This is a genomic window from Rhodopirellula maiorica SM1 (genome assembly GCF_000346295.1).
In the GTDB taxonomy this organism is placed as follows: domain Bacteria; phylum Planctomycetota; class Planctomycetia; order Pirellulales; family Pirellulaceae; genus Novipirellula; species Novipirellula maiorica.
Genome location: NZ_ANOG01001100.1, coordinates 1 through 16,762, shown reverse-complemented (window position 1 = coordinate 16,762; position 16,762 = coordinate 1). Strand labels below are relative to the sequence as shown.

10 protein-coding genes are annotated in these 16,762 nt (G+C 55.5%); 6 read left to right on the top strand and 4 right to left on the bottom strand.

All coding sequences use genetic code 11. The features are described 5' to 3' along the window. Positions 1-342: 342 nt before the first annotated feature. Positions 343-744, bottom strand: a complete 402-nt coding sequence (locus RMSM_RS35525; protein WP_144058199.1) for a hypothetical protein — start codon at positions 742-744, stop codon at positions 343-345. A gap of 691 nt (positions 745-1,435) precedes the next feature. On the opposite strand from RMSM_RS35525, the gene RMSM_RS35520 reads away from it, so the two are divergent. After that, positions 1,436-2,605, top strand: coding sequence for a DUF1559 domain-containing protein (locus RMSM_RS35520; RefSeq protein WP_040771312.1), 1,170 nt, complete (start codon positions 1,436-1,438; stop codon positions 2,603-2,605). Between the two features lie 152 nt (positions 2,606-2,757). Beyond that, entirely contained in the window at positions 2,758-2,925 is a 168-nt protein-coding gene (locus RMSM_RS41660; protein ID WP_236622435.1) for a hypothetical protein, read from the top strand. Positions 2,926-2,959: 34 nt separating this feature from the next. On the opposite strand, the gene RMSM_RS35510 is transcribed toward RMSM_RS41660, so the two are convergent. The 3 genes from RMSM_RS35510 to RMSM_RS35500 form a co-directional block, all read right to left on the bottom strand. Then, positions 2,960-6,382, bottom strand: coding sequence for a WD40 repeat domain-containing protein (locus tag RMSM_RS35510; RefSeq protein WP_008709364.1), 3,423 nt, complete (start codon positions 6,380-6,382; stop codon positions 2,960-2,962). A gap of 68 nt (positions 6,383-6,450) precedes the next feature. After that, entirely contained in the window at positions 6,451-8,715 is a 2,265-nt protein-coding gene (locus tag RMSM_RS35505) for a protein kinase domain-containing protein (protein ID WP_008709361.1), read from the bottom strand. Between the two features lie 7 nt (positions 8,716-8,722). Continuing rightward, positions 8,723-12,184 carry a beta strand repeat-containing protein gene (locus RMSM_RS35500; RefSeq protein WP_008709358.1) on the bottom strand — a complete coding sequence of 1,154 codons (3,462 nt, stop codon included), beginning with the start codon at positions 12,182-12,184 and terminating at the stop codon, positions 8,723-8,725. 388 nt (positions 12,185-12,572) lie between these two features. Between RMSM_RS35500 and RMSM_RS37740 the strand changes: the two genes are divergently transcribed. The 4 genes from RMSM_RS37740 to RMSM_RS35480 all read left to right on the top strand — a co-directional run. Beyond that, complete coding sequence (locus tag RMSM_RS37740; RefSeq protein ID WP_144058198.1) at positions 12,573-13,550, top strand: hypothetical protein; 978 nt, start codon at positions 12,573-12,575, stop codon at positions 13,548-13,550. 77 nt (positions 13,551-13,627) lie between these two features. Next, positions 13,628-14,233 carry a cytochrome c oxidase subunit 3 gene (locus RMSM_RS35490; protein ID WP_040771307.1) on the top strand — a complete coding sequence of 202 codons (606 nt, stop codon included), beginning with the start codon at positions 13,628-13,630 and terminating at the stop codon, positions 14,231-14,233. Positions 14,234-14,305: 72 nt separating this feature from the next. Continuing rightward, entirely contained in the window at positions 14,306-15,229 is a 924-nt protein-coding gene (locus tag RMSM_RS35485) for an NAD(P)-dependent oxidoreductase (protein ID WP_008709351.1), read from the top strand. Between the two features lie 212 nt (positions 15,230-15,441). Then, a partial coding sequence (locus tag RMSM_RS35480; RefSeq protein ID WP_008709348.1) for an FAD-binding oxidoreductase occupies positions 15,442-16,762 on the top strand: 1,321 nt, incomplete at its 3' end.

Sequence of the window (16,762 nt, the reverse complement as noted above, 5' to 3'; positions counted from 1 at the left end):
AAATTCATGTTCGTACAGTTCCAGATTGATCCCGCGAAGCGCCTGGACCTGCACTTCCCCCATGTCATAGACCTTCGTTACACCACACACGCGAAACATAGCGTTTTTCGTAGAGGTCAAATGATTCATATCCATCGTCATTGGAAATGCTGCTGCGAGCACGAGTCGCTTTCACTAAACGGCTTATTAATTTAATCGTTTAACAGTCATCCGTAGGCGTACTCGTAGCCGTTGGCGTACGCCTATCGGCTAACGGTTAAACGACGCATTCTAAAGTCAGGCTAGTTCAACAAGCCGTGAACCCTTTCTGACTACTGGTTTCCCACCACAAGTGTAAAGCGACTAGCCTCGCGACAGGATCGCACGAATACGCATTAGGATTTGGCGGATAAAACGTTGCGATTTTGGGGGCGTCCGTCGGTCGTTTTGACGTAGAGACCAAATCGGCATCGGTGACCGATCGCCGTCTTCATCTGCTGTATGCACAACACTCATGAAGCGTGATAAGCGACGAGGAAATGGGATTGCGGGAACCTCGCGATGCGAATCGCGACGTGATGTGGGAGCTTTTCGTTTGGGAGTGATCAGCCGCAATAACAGGCTACCCAGCAATAAACCCAAGCCAGCTCCAAACGCAAAAAAGAGATTGACCAACCAATCGGGCGATTCAATCAGCGACGCTCCACCAACCCCAACAAAGATCGCGGTGATTAACATCACGCCTGCGACGATTAAAACTCGCATTGGATTCACCTGGGCGATGCCGCGGAGAAGCATGAAGCTAAACATCCGCCATTTCGCTGGTCAATGTGATGGGCCGATTTCACGTCCCGCTGATTTCAAGTTCGACTGACCAGTGTATTCTCGCATATTTGCCAGCGTATGGCGAGCGAGATCCATGAACCGTTCACTTTTTCATCGACGTGCCAAAGCTCGCCAACGGCCCCCCAATGCCATCTACTTTGGTAGCGCCACCCGTTTAGTGCCAAAGTAGATGGCATTGAACGGACACCCATCGGAAAGCATTTAATTAATGGCATTTTGTTTACCCACTCGAACTCGGCACCGACTCACTGCGTTGTCGACGCGGGAGAGGTAATAATCGATCCCGAGATAATCGCCAATGTCGCGGTCAATCGGAATATTGCAGCATGTCTGTGCGGTGTAAAAAAATACAATCTTACGTCGCAAAAAACTTGGTTGCCGTCACCTCCCTCGGGTGGTAACATTTCGAACGATGCTTGCTGTTGCGTTAGAGCGAGGTTTACGTGGGGTAATTACCCATAGCTGCGGGGTTCGTTTTTTTCTCTATACATTGTCTCCAAACGCGTTCCTCTGAAGCACGGTAGATGTCCTTTTTTGCAACAGGTGTTATTTGCCCTTTCTCTTGTCTTGAATCGGCTCTGTTTTCTTTTCTTCATTGCAAGGTGTCAGCATGAAAATTTCTCGACAGCCACGTGGTTTTACATTGGTGGAATTATTGGTGGTCATCGCGATCATCGGAGTACTCGTAGGATTATTGTTGCCGGCGGTGCAGGCGGCTCGCGAAGCAGCGCGTCGCATGAGCTGCAGCAACAACTTCAAACAACTGGGTTTGGCGCTTCACAACTATCACTCGGCTTACAAGCAGCTGCCTATGCAGGGCACCGGGACGTTTGATCCGGCAGCCGACAAGGGCACCGGAGATGTTAAACCGGGGCACAACGCGCGTCGGCTGAGTTTCTTGGTCGGCATGTTGCCTTACATGGAACAACAAGGTTTGTGGGAACAAATTAGCAACCCGTATCAAGGCTGGGCCGCGATGGGGCCGACCGGTTGGGTATCAGCCTACGAGCCGTGGGGCACGCAGGTTGCCGGATTGCGTTGCCCGAGCGACCCCGCCGAATCGAGCTGGGGAATCGCGACCACGAATTACGCAGCAAACAGTATCGGTGATTCCCCGAGCTACGCCCATGCCGGTTTGTGGGAGTTCTCGGGAGGCAAATGGCAGCAAAACGTGATGGAAAAACGCCGCGGCTGCACGCGAGGTTTCTTTGTGCCTCGGGCCAACAACAAGTTTCGCGATGTGTTGGATGGATTGTCTAACACCGTAGCGATGGGCGAGATCGTTAACGGTCTCGGCGACAACGATGCGCGAACGGTCGTCAATCAAAATCACGGTTGGGGCGGCACAGGCGTGCGAAGCCGCGCCGATGCATGTAAAACAGACCTTGATCCTGAACGGCCTCGGTTTTGGAAACCCAGTCTGACGTCGCTGGAAACCGCGTCGTCACGGTCACGCGGGGCACGTTGGTGCTATTCGTTGCCACTGTTTACCGGCACCAGCTACTCGACAGCGCCTAACAGCGAATTGTGCTTCGGAGCAACTTGGGAAAATTCAGGACAAGCTCCGACCGGCAGCCATCATCAAGGCGGCGCCCATGTATTGATGGGGGATGGTGCGGTTAAATTCATTACCGATTCGGTCGATTGTGGTGATGTCTCGTCGCCCGCAGTGATGCCTGGCGACTCGACGATGCTTCCCGCCGGTGCCGAAAGCCCCTATGGCCTGTTTGGAGCCTTGGGAACACGAGCGAACAAGGAAACGATCGACGGCGAGTTCTAATTGATTGAAGTCAAGCGATGGATGCCGAGTCGATTTCGCTCGGTAATCAATCGTCTCGTTCGAAACACTCGGTGCAATTCACTACGAAAGTGTCTTGCACCGTTTTACTTTTACCACCTCTTTCTATTTCTACCTCTATTTTGGTTCACATGATGATGAAACATATTTTGGCATCGGCACTCTTGTTCTGCGGGATTTCGTTTGGCACGCTGACCCTCACCGGCTGCGGCGGTACCGAAGAAAACAAACAATTGGCTCCGGTCGAATTGAGCGAACAGGAATTGGCCGAAGAACGCGCAACCGATGAAGGGGGAGCGTAGTCCTCCGGGCTCACTCGATCACCGCGGTGTGATTTCAGCGGGGCGTGATTTCAGCGGGCCAAAGGATCACCGTGCCATCGCGGCTGGCGGTCATCAAAAGCTCGCCGCTTGCAGTGAGATCCACCGCAGTGACGCTCGAGCCATGTTGCTCGAGCAACAGCAATTCGCGAGCGAGATAGGCATCGGAGAAATTTTCGTCCGATGCCATTTCGCTGCGGTCAAATCGATCAATCCGCGGATCCCAAACGCGGACGGTTTGATCTTCTCCGGCGGTGAAAACCCGCATCTCGCCGCTGGCGTCTTGCAGAATCGCGATATCTTCGACTCTTTGCGAATGACCGCGTAATTCGATCGGAGCCCGCAGCGGCTGATGCGGCTCAGGGACTTGCCACAGATACGCTACCGATTCGGTGCTTCCCGCGGCAATCCATCGGCCATCGTCCGAGGCGGTAACGCAAACGAAGTTGCCGGAATCCGCTCGCTGAAAGACATGCGGATTTGTAGCCGATTCAATTTTCCAAAGTTTTGCCACGCCACCCGCACCGCAGGCCAGCAGCGAAGATCCGTCGGCTACGAATGTGACCGAACGAACGGGAACGCCGAATTCGAATTCGGATAGCGGCGATACCTGCTGTGTTTGCGGATCCCAACGCCACAGACGCACGAAACCATCGTCCCCACCGGAGACAAGTCGGTAGTCGGGCGTGCCGTCGTGGTGGTGCTGCTGTGCAAATTCAACCGAGCGAACGGGCCCGTCATGCGCCACTTCCAACTTGCCTAGCGGCTGGAGCGTTTCACCGTGCCAAATCTTGATCGATCGACTCCCGGTGGCGATGTAGTTTCCGTCACACGAGAAACTCGATTGAACCACCGCCGCATTCGCGCGAAAGCTGCGAACGTGGGTGCCTTTGGGCACATCCCACAAGAAGGCGCCATCCCCATTCAGGCTAATAAATCGCTCGTCATCGATCGGTTTGATGGCAGCGGCGGCGGCAAGTTCCGCTGGCAACTCCATCGATGTAGTTCGAGTCGCAGATTCCAAATCCGGTCCAATCGTCCAAGCGTCAACCCGAGTTGGTTGGTTCGATCGTGAAACCACTGTAACCATCGCGGTGTTCCCTGCGTCGGCAAACGCGACCGATCCAATGCGTTGATCAGAACGAGTGTCTTTCGATGCGGATCGTTCGTTTGCACGTTCTCGCTTGGATCGCTCGAGCACGCTTTGCTGCAATTGACGACCTTGACCAGAAGCTAGATCCCAGAGATGCACCGACGTCTGCAGTCGGTCCTGGGTTGTCAATTCGCTGAGTGTCAACGCAAATTTACCATCGGCTGAAAGCGAAACGGAGGTGACAAAACCATCGTGGCTCATCTGCCCGACGCGAGTACGTGATTCGAGATCGAACACGGACAAAAGTTGGTCGTCCGAAGCCACCAAGATATGTTTGCCATCGGGTGTAAAACGAGCGTCGTTGATGCGGTTGCCAAGTAATAGATCAATGGGTTTACCGATCACTTGCCCTGATTCTCGGTCCCAGACAAAACCGCGACCGGCGCGGTCGGCCGTAAACAACCGAGCGTCGTCATCGGAGATGGCAAACGCGGTGATCGCTTCGGTGTGTTTATCCAGCGGGTACACCCGCGTCGGAGCGGCACGACCGTTCAGATTGACTTCGAATAACCACCCTTTGTGTTCGGGGGAACTCGAGCCTGTCAACACGTACTTTCCGCTCTTCGATAACGCAAACGATTGATTGAGTCCGGTTCCCAGCAATTCGCCCAACTCGGTTCCTCGGTCGATGTCCCAGACGCGAATGACCGCATCGGCGCCGCCGACGTACAGTCGCCGACGCGTTGCATCGACCGCCAATGACATCACGATCGACGTCGTGCCTTCGCGGAGTGTTGTGCGGTCGTTGTCGGTTGTGTCCGTGATCACACTGCCGATCGCTTTCAAATCCAACGTTTCGCTGTCGATTTGCAGGACTTTTGCCGTTCGGTCGCGACTAGACGTCACCAATCGCTTGCCGTCCGGGCTAAAGCGACATGCCCAGATTTCGTCCGCGTGTGCTTGCCGGCGAGTGAGTCCACGCGTTGCCGCAGCCGGAGTGTCCGCCGTCGATGCTGCATCCGAACTCTTAGCAACAAGGTGCGTAGCGACGGAATCGCCAACGTAGGATTGCGGCTTCCACGTTCGTAGCGAACGGTCCATCGATGACGAAAGGATTTGGTCCGTTTGGTCATTCAAAAACATTGCTTCGGTGACCCAGCCGCCATGTCCGCGGAGTGAAAGGTCAAGATCACGTGACTGAGTTTGCCATAGTTTGATGGTGTAGTCGTCGGCAGCGGTGAGGATCTTGTTACCATCGTACGAAAACTCGATGGCACGGACGACGTCTCGATGTGCCGCTTCGATCGGATCAAGCGCCAACGAATCATATTCGGGTTCGTCCGCTTGTTTTTGGCTTGACGGACGAAACGCCGGATCGGATAGCGCGACTGATGTGAATGGTTGCGATCGGTTGACGGGAACGCCCCAGGACGTTTGTGTTTCAGCTGACTCAATGTCCTGGATGGCGGAGCTGATTGCGGCATCGTAATCAATCGGAGTGACCGTATGGGGCCGCCAAATCAGCACACGGCCCTGTTCGTCACCCGATGCAGCCAGCCGACCATCACGAGCTAACGCAACCGAGGAAACGGGGGAACCGTGGTGGTCAAAAATCCCGGGGCCTTCGGTCTTCCATTGGTTGTTGGTGTTGCGGACTCGCCACACCGCGATATGACCCGACGACGCGTCGGCGGATGCAACGGCAAGCAACCATGAAGCTCCGCCGGGCTCGGCGGCAATATCGAGTTGCCGCACCGGTGTGATGTGCCAGCAATCGAGTTGCTCGGTTTTCGATTGCATGTCCCAAAGACGCACGGTTCGATCATCCGATCCGGAAACCAGCATCGTGTCGCCAAAAAACCGCATATCCGATACAGCTCGGGTATGCCCATGAAGTTTGCCAATGGATTTCTGTAGCGATGCGTCCCACAGTTCAATGTCGCCTGATGCCATCCCCAATGCGATTTGCTTCGCATCCGCCGAGATCGCAACGGCGACGACCGATCCGCTGGAGATGCGTTGAGGTTGCTGGGACACAAATTCGCTGGCGTTGTTCAAAACGGAGCGGACAATCGTACCGTCGCTAAGCACGGCGACGGCGATGCGGCCGGATTGATCGGTTGCCAAGCTGACGACGGGAGCAGCGGTTTCCAACGTCGAACGCGATGGCGAAACCTGTCTCAGCAACCAGCGATATTCCCATGGCAACGGTCGATCGTCGCTGGACGCGGTGGCATCAACACTCGCGGCTGATTCTGTTCCTGATGCGGTACGCCGCTCCGCGATCGTCCGCAAGGTTTCTCGAGCTTTGTCAAAATTATTACGATCGATACGTGCCTTGGCCAAACCAATGTTCGATACATAGCTTTCATATTCCGCAATTTGTTGTTGGCGTCGGGCCTGCTGCTGGGCCGCTAACGCCGCTTTTTCGCATCGGTTTCGGCTTGCAACGCCGTGATCGCTATTTCAGTTTTCTCCTCTGCCTCGCGCGTTTTTGTGTTAGCTATCCTTTTTTGCTCTTGGGCAAATGCTTCACTCGCTTGTGTTTGTTTTAGTGCGATGGCGAGTTCATCACTGGCTTGTTTGGTCAGCTCTTTTTCTCTATTGGCCAACTCCATCAAACCAACGGCGACTTGTTTTTGCCCGTAGATAATCCATGTCGCCACTCCGCTGCCGATTAAGATGAATATCAACATCGCCACTGCGGCGCGGCGGAGCCAGCGAAAGCGACGTTGCCGTGTCGCGCGTTCGCGGATCGCATTGTTGACTTTCTCGAGCAGTTCGGCGTGCGCTGCGTTAGCAGGATCGAGCAACTGGATCGCATTGTCGTAATCTTCGTTGTTGAACGCAATTTCGGCGTATTGCAACGTGGATCGTTCGAGTCCTTCGGCGGCGCGGCGGTTGCCTTCCCACAGCGTGATTGCCTCTTGGAATCCGTAGATCGCCCGCGATAGATCGGCGTATCGTTTCGACTCGACTCCTTTGGCAAAATCGTCCGATGCCCGGGTGGTCAACGCGATACTTTCGGCGTGGCTGCGATAGTCGCGAATTGCTTGTTGAAATGCGGGTACATCGGGATAGCGTTTCAGGGGATTGGTGGCCATCGCCTTGAGTGCGATATCCATCAATTCGCCTTGGTGCGTGGGGCCGACTTCACGAATGACGTTGTTGGCAACCGCCTTTAAGCATTCTCGAACGTTGGATCCATGATGAGGCGCTTCGCCCGTGATGATCATGAATAGCGTTGCACCGAGCAAATACACATCGCTGCGGACCGTCACTCGCGAAATCGGTCCGGTCGCCATCTCCGGTGCCATAAATGCCGGAGTCCCACCAAGGCCGGTAACGGGAAAAACCGAATCGTGTTTCTCGAACGCTTCGGTCGGCAGCGCCAATCCCCAGTCCATCACCATCACGACACCAAAGTCACCCAACATGATGTTCTCGGGCTTGATGTCGCGATGCACTACGCCTCGCGTATGGGCAAAACCGACCGCGTCGGCGACTTTCAATAAGATCTCTAGATTTTCGTCGCGAGTTTTTTTAGCGATCACCTTGTTCCAAGGCGTACCAATCACCCGCTTCATCGCATAGAAAAGAGTATCATTTCCCATCACTGCGATGTCGTGGATCGGGACAATGTTGGGATGGTCTAAGTCACCCGTGACAACCGCCTCGGACAAAAACTGCTGGCGTCGGTTTTGTTCCACATCCGCCAACCGTCCCGCGGTTTGTAGTTTTTCGCGTTTTTCCCGATCCAGCGGACGAATGATTTTGACCGCGATCATTCGGTCGAGCGACTCTTGTTTGGCAACGTAGACATTCCCCATGCCTCCTTTGCCAAGCATTCGCACGAGTTGGTAATCGGATGCGTCCGAGCCAGTGCTCTGTCCCTTGGTGACATTGCGAGGCACGATCCGCAGGTTGGTTTCACGGAGGGATCGTTCGATCGCCGGAGCCAATTGGCTCGGTTCGTTGCGATGCGTTTCTGATTTTGCGATCGAGTCCCACATCACCGCGTCCTCATCGGACAATTCACGCGGATTGATTGTCGCTCCGATCTCGCGACTCGTCATCACCGAGGCAACAGGTTTCTCTGCAGACTGTTCTTGGGGCGCCTCTTTTGCATCAGGTTGGGGGATCGCCCCAATCGCAACGGTGTGATTGGGAGGTGGCGACGATCCGCCCGGCCGAGGCGCTGATCGTTGGTCACGCGTCCCTGTTGGGGCGTCATCGACTTCGAGTGTTTGTTCCAAATCCGCTGCGGAGAGTGTTCGATCCTGGTTGTCCGATTGTGTTTTTTGATTCGCATTAGACGAAGGTTGAACTTCGTCCATGTCGATCGTTTGTTCTATCTGCTCCGTCAACGCGCTAGGGTCTACATTCGCGTCGGTCCCGCCACCCGATTGGACAACATTTGGTGGCGATACGGAATCGTCATCAATGGGAATTGTCTCGTCTATCGCGGCATCATCTTGAGTGGTGTGCGGATCCGTTTTGTTATGATCTGGATTCTTGCGCCCTGTCTCGTTGCGTCCGGTATCTTCGTTCGTCGTTGGGTTTGATGGGTTCGATGGCGACGGATTGTCGCCCGCCCGCTGCGCCGGATTTTGCCGATCGGAATCTCGCGGAATCTCGTCGCCTGAGTCTGGATTCGGAGGAAAGGATTGGTTTGCCATGACGGTTCTAGAATTGCGATCGAGCGAGGCGGGCGAATCGGGCGGCTTTGGTCAGTCGGTCGTCCGCTGCGGTAGCGAGCCCTGTGGTTGGCTGCGATTCGGTATTGTCCCCAGCGTGTTTGACAACAGCGTTTGCCCCCTCGACGCGCCGCCTCATCCCGCGATCCAGTGCCGAGACGTCGTTGTCGCCATCGCCGTTGTCAGGTTCCAGTGGATCCCGTTCACTGGCCTCTTCGCCGGCCGGTGCATCCGACTGCTCCGGAGTCGTGGTGTCCTGGGGTACCAAATCCAGCATTTTTAGTTTCAAGTAGCCGCCGTCGAGTTCATCGCCCAGATCGATCGCTTCTCCGTTACGCACATCGGCTTGGATAATGATCCGTTCGTTGCCGTCGCCTAACACGTATTCGATCACATAGCGACCATCGGGCAATTTGGCAAACAAGCGTTTCAAGTTGTCGCCTTCCAAGATTGTGTCCTGCAATCGTTTGGGCGCAGCCAAATCGTCGCCTTCGGGGTCAGGCGAGATCACGCGGATTTGAAAATATTCGTCGCGGACCACAGCGGATCCTCTCGCTGCTTCACTGGTTTGCAAATTTGTATTGATTTGGTCGACGGTGCTCTCGAGGCGTACGAAAATCTCAAGCGTTTCGGGTTCAGGAATGACGTTACGAACCGGGAAAAAGGCCACGGGAATCGTCAACGACGGAATGATGAATTGGGCTTGTCCGTTGACGTGCAACAATGTCGCGTTGTCGGCAACCGTGTTCTGGATGATCGTTTCGTCAAGATCAGGACGCAGTGGATTGTCGTTGTCGGTTGCTGAGATGACACCGCTTTGGACCTGTTCCGTTTCTGCCGAGCCTTGTGTGACCGAGTTCCCTGTGACGATAATCGATTCGTGGTGGCGGACCGAGAAACGTACCTCCAAAGGATCGGTGGCCGAGGTTCGTCCGTTCAATCGTGATTCGAGAATATCTTGTTCGGTGTAGGCATGTTCGATCGGGTGTAACTCGCCACCGGCCAGCAAGTCGACTTGCTGGAAACGCTGGAATTCACCCCCCCAATCGATGTTCAACGTCAACCCTTGTTCGCCGACATGTCCGACGCCGATGGTCAACACACCGGCGCCACCGTTGCCCAATGCTTGGGTTAGCCGATCGGTCACGATCGATGCAGTGTCATAAAACGCTGCGTCGGCGGGATCGAAGATCGCATCATCGGGTTGTGCCGGGTCGCTAGAATCCGATGTTGCTAGGTCCGCAGGCAAAACCGGCCGAGGTGAAAAGACGCGAGCCACTCCGATATCGCCGCCCGTGCGAATTTCAATCTGTTCGCCAAATTCGATGGCGTTCGCATCCAACTGCACCGCCCCGATACTCGATTGCGAGGCGACCAAGGCGACACCGTTGCCGATACGCAGTCGATCGCCATCATCATTGCCCGCGTCTAGGAAGATTCGTCCGCCGGCGCCGCCAGCGACCAATCTCGGCGTAACTTGAAAATCGCCGTTCGTCTGCTCAGGACGTTCGTCTTCGATCACAATCGAATCGGAAGCAGTGACCTTGATTTCACCATCGAACGTTTCGAGGTCGACTAATCGCAGCGAATCTTGTTCGACGACCAGAATGGCTCCGGTACCGGTCACGCTTGCAGCAAACTCGGCAACGCGAAGCTCGATCGGATTACCATCGCCGACTCCCGTTGCCGCCGTAATCGTGGCTCGGCCAAAGTTGGCATCGATATCGATTCCGGTATCGCCGGTGTCCTGGACCGCACCACCGAATGACTGAATCCGCACCGCGTTTTCGGTTGCATTGGTGGTCACCAAGGCACCGAGCGTGACATCGCCCTGGGCGTCGATTCGAATGGTTCCGTCGCCTGCATTGATCGCGGCGGTCTCGCGCATCCGTATTTGTTCGGCCGCGGTAATGCGAACCTCACCGCCGCTGGTTGCGATCGCCCCGCTGATCAATAGTGCAAAACCCGAAGCGGTGCTCTGCAGTTCGACGTTGCCCTCGGACGAGCGGATCTGACGCACGTCCAATCCATTGGCTGAATCGACCAGCGTGATGTCACCGTTAGCATCAAGCGATTCCGCCACGGCGATGTCATTGTCGGCCGACGTCAGCTCGATCATGCCGTTCGTGCGGATGCTTAGTTGGTTAATGTTTAGCCGTGTCGTGTCGGATTGCGTCACGTCACCCTGTACGATGCCGCTTTGCCCGATCAACACGTTCGCATCCGCTGCATCGACATTGCCTAGCGTCACCGACGTCGCGTTGTCGATCGCAAAAATGTCGCCACCCGAAGTGGTGCTCAACGACAACATGCTAAGATCGACGTTGCCACCGTTCGCGTTGATTGCCAAAGCGTTGTCGATGGACGCAGTGCCGTTGACAACGACATTGCCGGTCGCTGCAATCGACAGCTCGCCGAGCGTCGCGTTGACCAACCCGAGCGAGACATCGCTAGAGGTTTCAAGATCGATGTTTTCCGCGTCGACAACCTCACCGATTTGGATCGCGTTGACCTGGTTTTGGACAACCAGATTACCCGAGATCTCGATCGAGCTATTTTGCAACGAATCGGCCGCCGTATCGATAAAATTTAGATTGGTCAACAATCGTCCGCCGCTGGCATCGGTGTCGCCGAATGCCAACGTCGCCGTCGGTTGTGTTCCCAAGTCGAAGCTAAGATCCACGTTGTCCGCGTTGGACGTTACCACTGCGTCTTGTAGATCGACACTGCCACCGCTACCGATAAAGTCGACCGACCCCGACAGAATCAAGCGTCCATCGACATCGAAGCGACCGGTACCTACATCAATCAGCGAATCATCATTGATGGTCCCAATCGAAACATCGCCGGTCAAAACCAAATGGTCGTCAGACAACGAAACCGTTGTGGAATCTTGAACCAGTGTGATCGATTCGGAATCGATGCTGTGCGTTGCGGTTCCGACGGGGCCACGATCGGTGAATGTCAACTCGGTCGTGTCGCTGCCGTCGCCGTCGACCACGGTGACGCTAAGATTTGATGGAAGCTCGGCTGTGAACGTATCATCGCCACCACCAAGACGCACAACAATTTGGCCCGACGTCACTGCGGCGGCAGCTAATGGATCGTTCGGATTCCCAGGATGATTCGTGATCGGAATGATTTGGTTGATTTCGTCTCGAAGCTGCAGCGAACCATCGCCGGTGACTTGCAACTGCACTGTATCGGCGGCCGCCGTGCCGGTGATCAACAGTTCGCCCAGACCACTTAGTTCGGCGGTCGCATTCAGTACCAACCGTGGTTCAAGCGGACGCAGCATCGGCCGATAGCCGCGAGCGTGGCGAATCGGCAGCGGTACCATCGTCGCAGCGCGACAGGACGTGTCGCTTCGAGATCGCACACGCCGCGCCCAATGACACAGACGATCGATCGCGTGCCGTGCAGCAGCCGATAGACGACGATCGGAATTCATACGGACCAACAAATGTGCGAAAATAGCGGTTTCAAAGAAAAACGGTCGCGGCCAATATCATAGTCGCTGTGCCATTTTATCCGAAGAAAAACGGGTTCTGGAAGCGAAAGTTTTGATCTTGCGTATTTGTAATTTCTGGCGATTCCGCAGGCCGAATCAAGCTCGCAGATCCCCAGGAACTGGCGCAAACGTGACCGTTTCTGTGTTGGTTTGCAGCAACGGAAAAGTTCTGAAATGCATTCGAGTCACGTTTTCGCCGACAATCTGTAGCGGTAATAGCGGAACTGAGCCTTGTCGCGATTTTGCTGTGGCTTCGGAATGTCGCGGTTCGATGAAGGATTCAGACGTTGTTCTCGAGCCGGTCGTTCCTCTAAGCAAGCTGCGATTGATGGCAAATCACCTAAAAACCGTGTCAATTCTTGGCATTCGCAAATTTTGCCTTCGCTCGCTGGCGATCGGAATCGCTTCGTTTCCGTTGACTCACTCCGCACTTGCTGAATCCCCTGACGATAGCAACCAGGTTGTTGCAGAAACCAGCGAGTTTTGGGAAGCCTTTGCCCAGCGGATCGAAATGGCGCCGGAAATTCAACTTTCCGAGCCCCAATTAGCTTCTGCTCCGGCAAAAGCCATACAATCCACGTTTCCAGCGTCGAACCCCGTCGAAAATATCGAGTCCACCCCTAAGGTACCGGAGGTAGGGGACGGGGCGGTCACGCCCGAGAGTGCCGTCGTCGTGTTCGTCCGTCCCGATGCCGATCCGTTATCACTGATCGAGCAGACCGAAAGCGATACCGATGTGCTGCTCGGTGATGCATTGCTCGGTGATGCGCTGCTCGGTGATGGTGATCGACAGCAACGGGATCGCAGCGGCCGCGACGTGTCGCCGGACGGTTCGCTCGCCAGCGAATTGGAAGCGTTGATGAAGCCGATCGACCACATCGGGGTCGGTCTGGGAGATCCCGAAAAGAAGGTGCCTGAGAACGTCGCCGCGGCGAACGTCGCAAACCAATGGGGCGACACAGCGTCACTTGTCGTACTGGCCACCGGCGTCAGTAGTCCCCTGCCGGATCGCTACACCGCAGGCTTCTGTCACCTACCGCTGTATTTCGAGCAAGCAAATTTAGAACGGTGTGGAGATCATTACGGGGTATTCCAGAACGCCGTCTCGGGGTTTGAGTTTCTGTACAACGTCAAAACACTGCCGTACCATTTGGTCGCCACGCCGGCGTGCCGGTGCGTTGCGTCGCCCGGGGATTGTTCGAGCTGTGAAATGATGCCAAAGCAAATTCATGCGTTTCCGGCCGAGCCCAAAGCTGTGATAATGGAAGCCGCCGCGATCGCCGGATTCGTCCTGCTGTTGCAATAAGCCGAGGTCGGATCGCCCCTAATATTTTTTCGGTGATTCGATTACACTTGCGTGAAATTCCCACCGCAAGATTTCTCATGCCAACCAGCGCGACACAGCCTCCGATCGACCGATTGCCGACCGACCGTCGCTACCAACAGGGCGGATGGTTGTTCCTGGGATCGTTGCTGGTTTTCTTTCTTTCCAGCATCCTGTTGTACGGGTTCTACGCCTATTCGCGTCGTGGCGATGCGTTGTCGGCGTTGCCAATCCCGATGACGTTTCTGGTCAGCACAGTGTGTTTGCTGGGAATCAGTTTTCTGGTGCATATTGCCACTCGAATGATTCGCCGCGAACGCCGCGTTTTGACTGCCGTATTGATCGGCATCAGCGCGGTATTGGCCATCGTGTTTACCGGGTTCCAAATTCTATCGATGTACACCATGTTGTCGGGGCCCGCGGTCCAACAGGGCAACGGCAAAGGGTTAGTCGGCATGGTCATCGTGCTGGCATTCTTGCACGCATTGCATGTTGCCGGTGGAATCATCGCGTTGGGTTTGGTGTCGGTGCGTTTGGTCCAAGGCCGCTACGATCACGAGCGGCATTGGCCTGTCGATTTTGCCGCCCAGTACTGGCATTTCCTCGATATCGTGTGGTTGTGCATGTTGCTGGTTTTCTGGACCACGACCGGCGGATTCGCTTAGTCGATCCAACGGTGATGCCGACGATTGCACGCCCCCCCTTTCCCAGCCTCTCCTTTCAAAAGGCCATTGTCGATGACTCAGCTAACGAAGATCTCTGCACAGCAAACACGTATCGGTTGGATCGGCACCGGCGTGATGGGCGCCAGTATGTGTGGTCATCTAATCGAAAAGGGGTTTGCGACGACCGTCTATAATCGCAGCCAAGCCAAGGCTCAATCGTTGATCGATCGTGGTGCGACGTGGGCCGATTCGCCTCGCGCCGTCGCAGAACAATCAGATGTCGTCTTTACCATCGTCGGTTTTCCCCACGACGTTCGCCAGGTCTACTTGTGCAAGAACGACGGAGTGTTGGCGGGGGCGCGGGCTGGCAGCATTGTTGTCGACATGACCACCAGCGATCCATCGCTAGCGGTTGAGATTTGCAACCTCGCCAAACAGCAACAAGTGCATTCGCTCGATGCACCGGTTTCCGGTGGCGATCTCGGTGCTCGCAACGCTGCCTTGTCGATCATGATTGGTGGCGATGCGGACGTCGTGGCCGCGATGCAACCGTGTTTCGAAGCGATGGGCAAAACGATCGTGCACCAAGGCCCGGCCGGCGCCGGTCAACACACCAAGATGGTCAACCAAACCTTGATCGCCACCGGGATGATCGGAGTTTGTGAAGCATTGATCTATGCACACCGCGCCGGATTGAACCTTGAAACGGTGATGCAATCCGTCAGCTCCGGAGCCGCCGGAAGCTGGTCTCTCAGCAACCTCGGTCCTCGCATCATCGAAAACAACTTTGATCCTGGTTTCTTTGTCGAACACTTCATCAAGGACATGGGGATTGTGCTCAGCGAAAGTCGTCGCATGGGACTTTCATTGCCGGGACTCGCGTTGGCCGAACAACTGTATCAATCGGTGAAAGCCAAAGGCTACGGTCGCCTCGGCACCCACGCCCTCGCCATGGCGCTAGCCGACATGTCGGGCATCGATTGGAAAGACCGTTAAGAATCGCTGAAAACATTGGGTTGCGAAAGTGCGAAGCCGCTCCGTGATCCGATCCCCTCCGCACGCGTTCGCTTTCTGGTAATCTATAGACCGAACGCATCTGTCGCCGTTCTTCCTGCCCTGGCTTGATTGCCGTGGCTTGATTGCCCTGCTGATCCCCCACCCCGGCTTGTCCCCCATCGCTGATCTCTCCCGTTTGCTACAATGCGGCTATGAATTCCCCCCAGCAAGCTCTCGCACGTTTGACCCAACGTTTGCCGCCCGAACGGGTTCGGCAAGATGCGGCGTTTAACGCTGCATTTGAATCGGATGGGTTGACGGCATTTCATCAAAAACCACTGGCCGTCGTGATTCCCGAATCGACCGACGAAGTCATTGCGGCGGTTCGCTGGTGTCACGACGAAGCGATCCCGTTCGTCGCTCGCGGCAGCGGGACCAGTTTGTCGGGAGGCTCGCTGCCGGTGGCCGACGGCATCGTGATCGCTCTGAACCGGTTGAACAAGATCCTGGATCTCGATCCGGTAAATCGAACCGCTGTCGTGCAGCCTGGGGTGGTGAATATCAGAGTCACCGAGGCGGCTTCGAAACATGGACTCTATTTTGCCCCCGATCCGTCGAGCCAAACGGTTTGTACGATCGGTGGTAATGTCGCATTCAATTCGGGAGGAGCCCACTGTTTGAAATATGGCATGACGTCGAACCATGTGATGGGTATCAAAGCGGTGCTTGGAAACGGCGACGTTGTCGATTGGGGATCGGCAAGCACCGATGCAATTGGCGCTGATTTTCCAGGATTGTTTACCGGCAGCGAAGGTTTGTTCGGAATCGCTACCGAGATCACGTTGCGGCTGTTACCCAAACCCGAGAAATTCCACACGGTGCTGGTGGGGTATCGGTCACTGCAGGCTGCGGGCGACGCCGTGTCGGCTGTGATTGAATCGGGATTGTTGCCCGGTGCGATGGAGATCATGGATGCCTTGTCGATCGAGGCTGCTGAGGCGGCTGTTGCATGTGGTTATCCCAAAGGCTGTGCTGCGGTGCTGATCGTTGAGCTTGAAGGACCACGAGAACGAGTCGAACACGAAACGCAGCAGTTGAGCGATGTGATCGCACGCACCGATCCGTTTGCTCAACACGTCGCCACGACGTTGGCCGAGCGATTGGCGATCTGGAAAGGCCGCAAGTGCGTGTTTTCGGCGGTCGGCCACATCAGCCCCGACTTCCTTGTTCAAGACGGAGTGGTTCCCCGTAATCGGCTCGGCGAGGCACTGGTGCGTATCCAACAGATTTCGCGTGACGTCGGTATTCGTGTGGCCAATGTGTTTCATGCGGGAGACGGCAATCTGCATCCGATGATCCTGTACGACGGAAACGTCCCTGGCGAATTCGATAAAGCCGAAGAGGTTTGTAGCCGGATTATCAAAGTTTGTATCGAGATGGGCGGTTCCATCACGGGGGAACATGGCGTCGGGATGGAGAAACGCGAGTTTCTGCCCGATATGTTTGACCCGGCAACCGTGGATTTGTTTCATC

Coding starts and splice junctions, on each gene's coding strand:
- RMSM_RS35525 (WP_144058199.1), bottom strand. CDS start 744: ATGCGAGTTTTAATCGTCGCAGGCGTGATGTTAATCACCGCGATCTTT.
- RMSM_RS35520 (WP_040771312.1), top strand. CDS start 1,436: ATGAAAATTTCTCGACAGCCACGTGGTTTTACATTGGTGGAATTATTG.
- RMSM_RS41660 (WP_236622435.1), top strand. CDS start 2,758: ATGATGAAACATATTTTGGCATCGGCACTCTTGTTCTGCGGGATTTCG.
- RMSM_RS35505 (WP_008709361.1), bottom strand. CDS start 8,715: ATGGCAAACCAATCCTTTCCTCCGAATCCAGACTCAGGCGACGAGATT.
- RMSM_RS35500 (WP_008709358.1), bottom strand. CDS start 12,184: ATGAATTCCGATCGTCGTCTATCGGCTGCTGCACGGCACGCGATCGAT.
- RMSM_RS37740 (WP_144058198.1), top strand. CDS start 12,573: ATGGCAAATCACCTAAAAACCGTGTCAATTCTTGGCATTCGCAAATTT.
- RMSM_RS35490 (WP_040771307.1), top strand. CDS start 13,628: ATGCCAACCAGCGCGACACAGCCTCCGATCGACCGATTGCCGACCGAC.
- RMSM_RS35485 (WP_008709351.1), top strand. CDS start 14,306: ATGACTCAGCTAACGAAGATCTCTGCACAGCAAACACGTATCGGTTGG.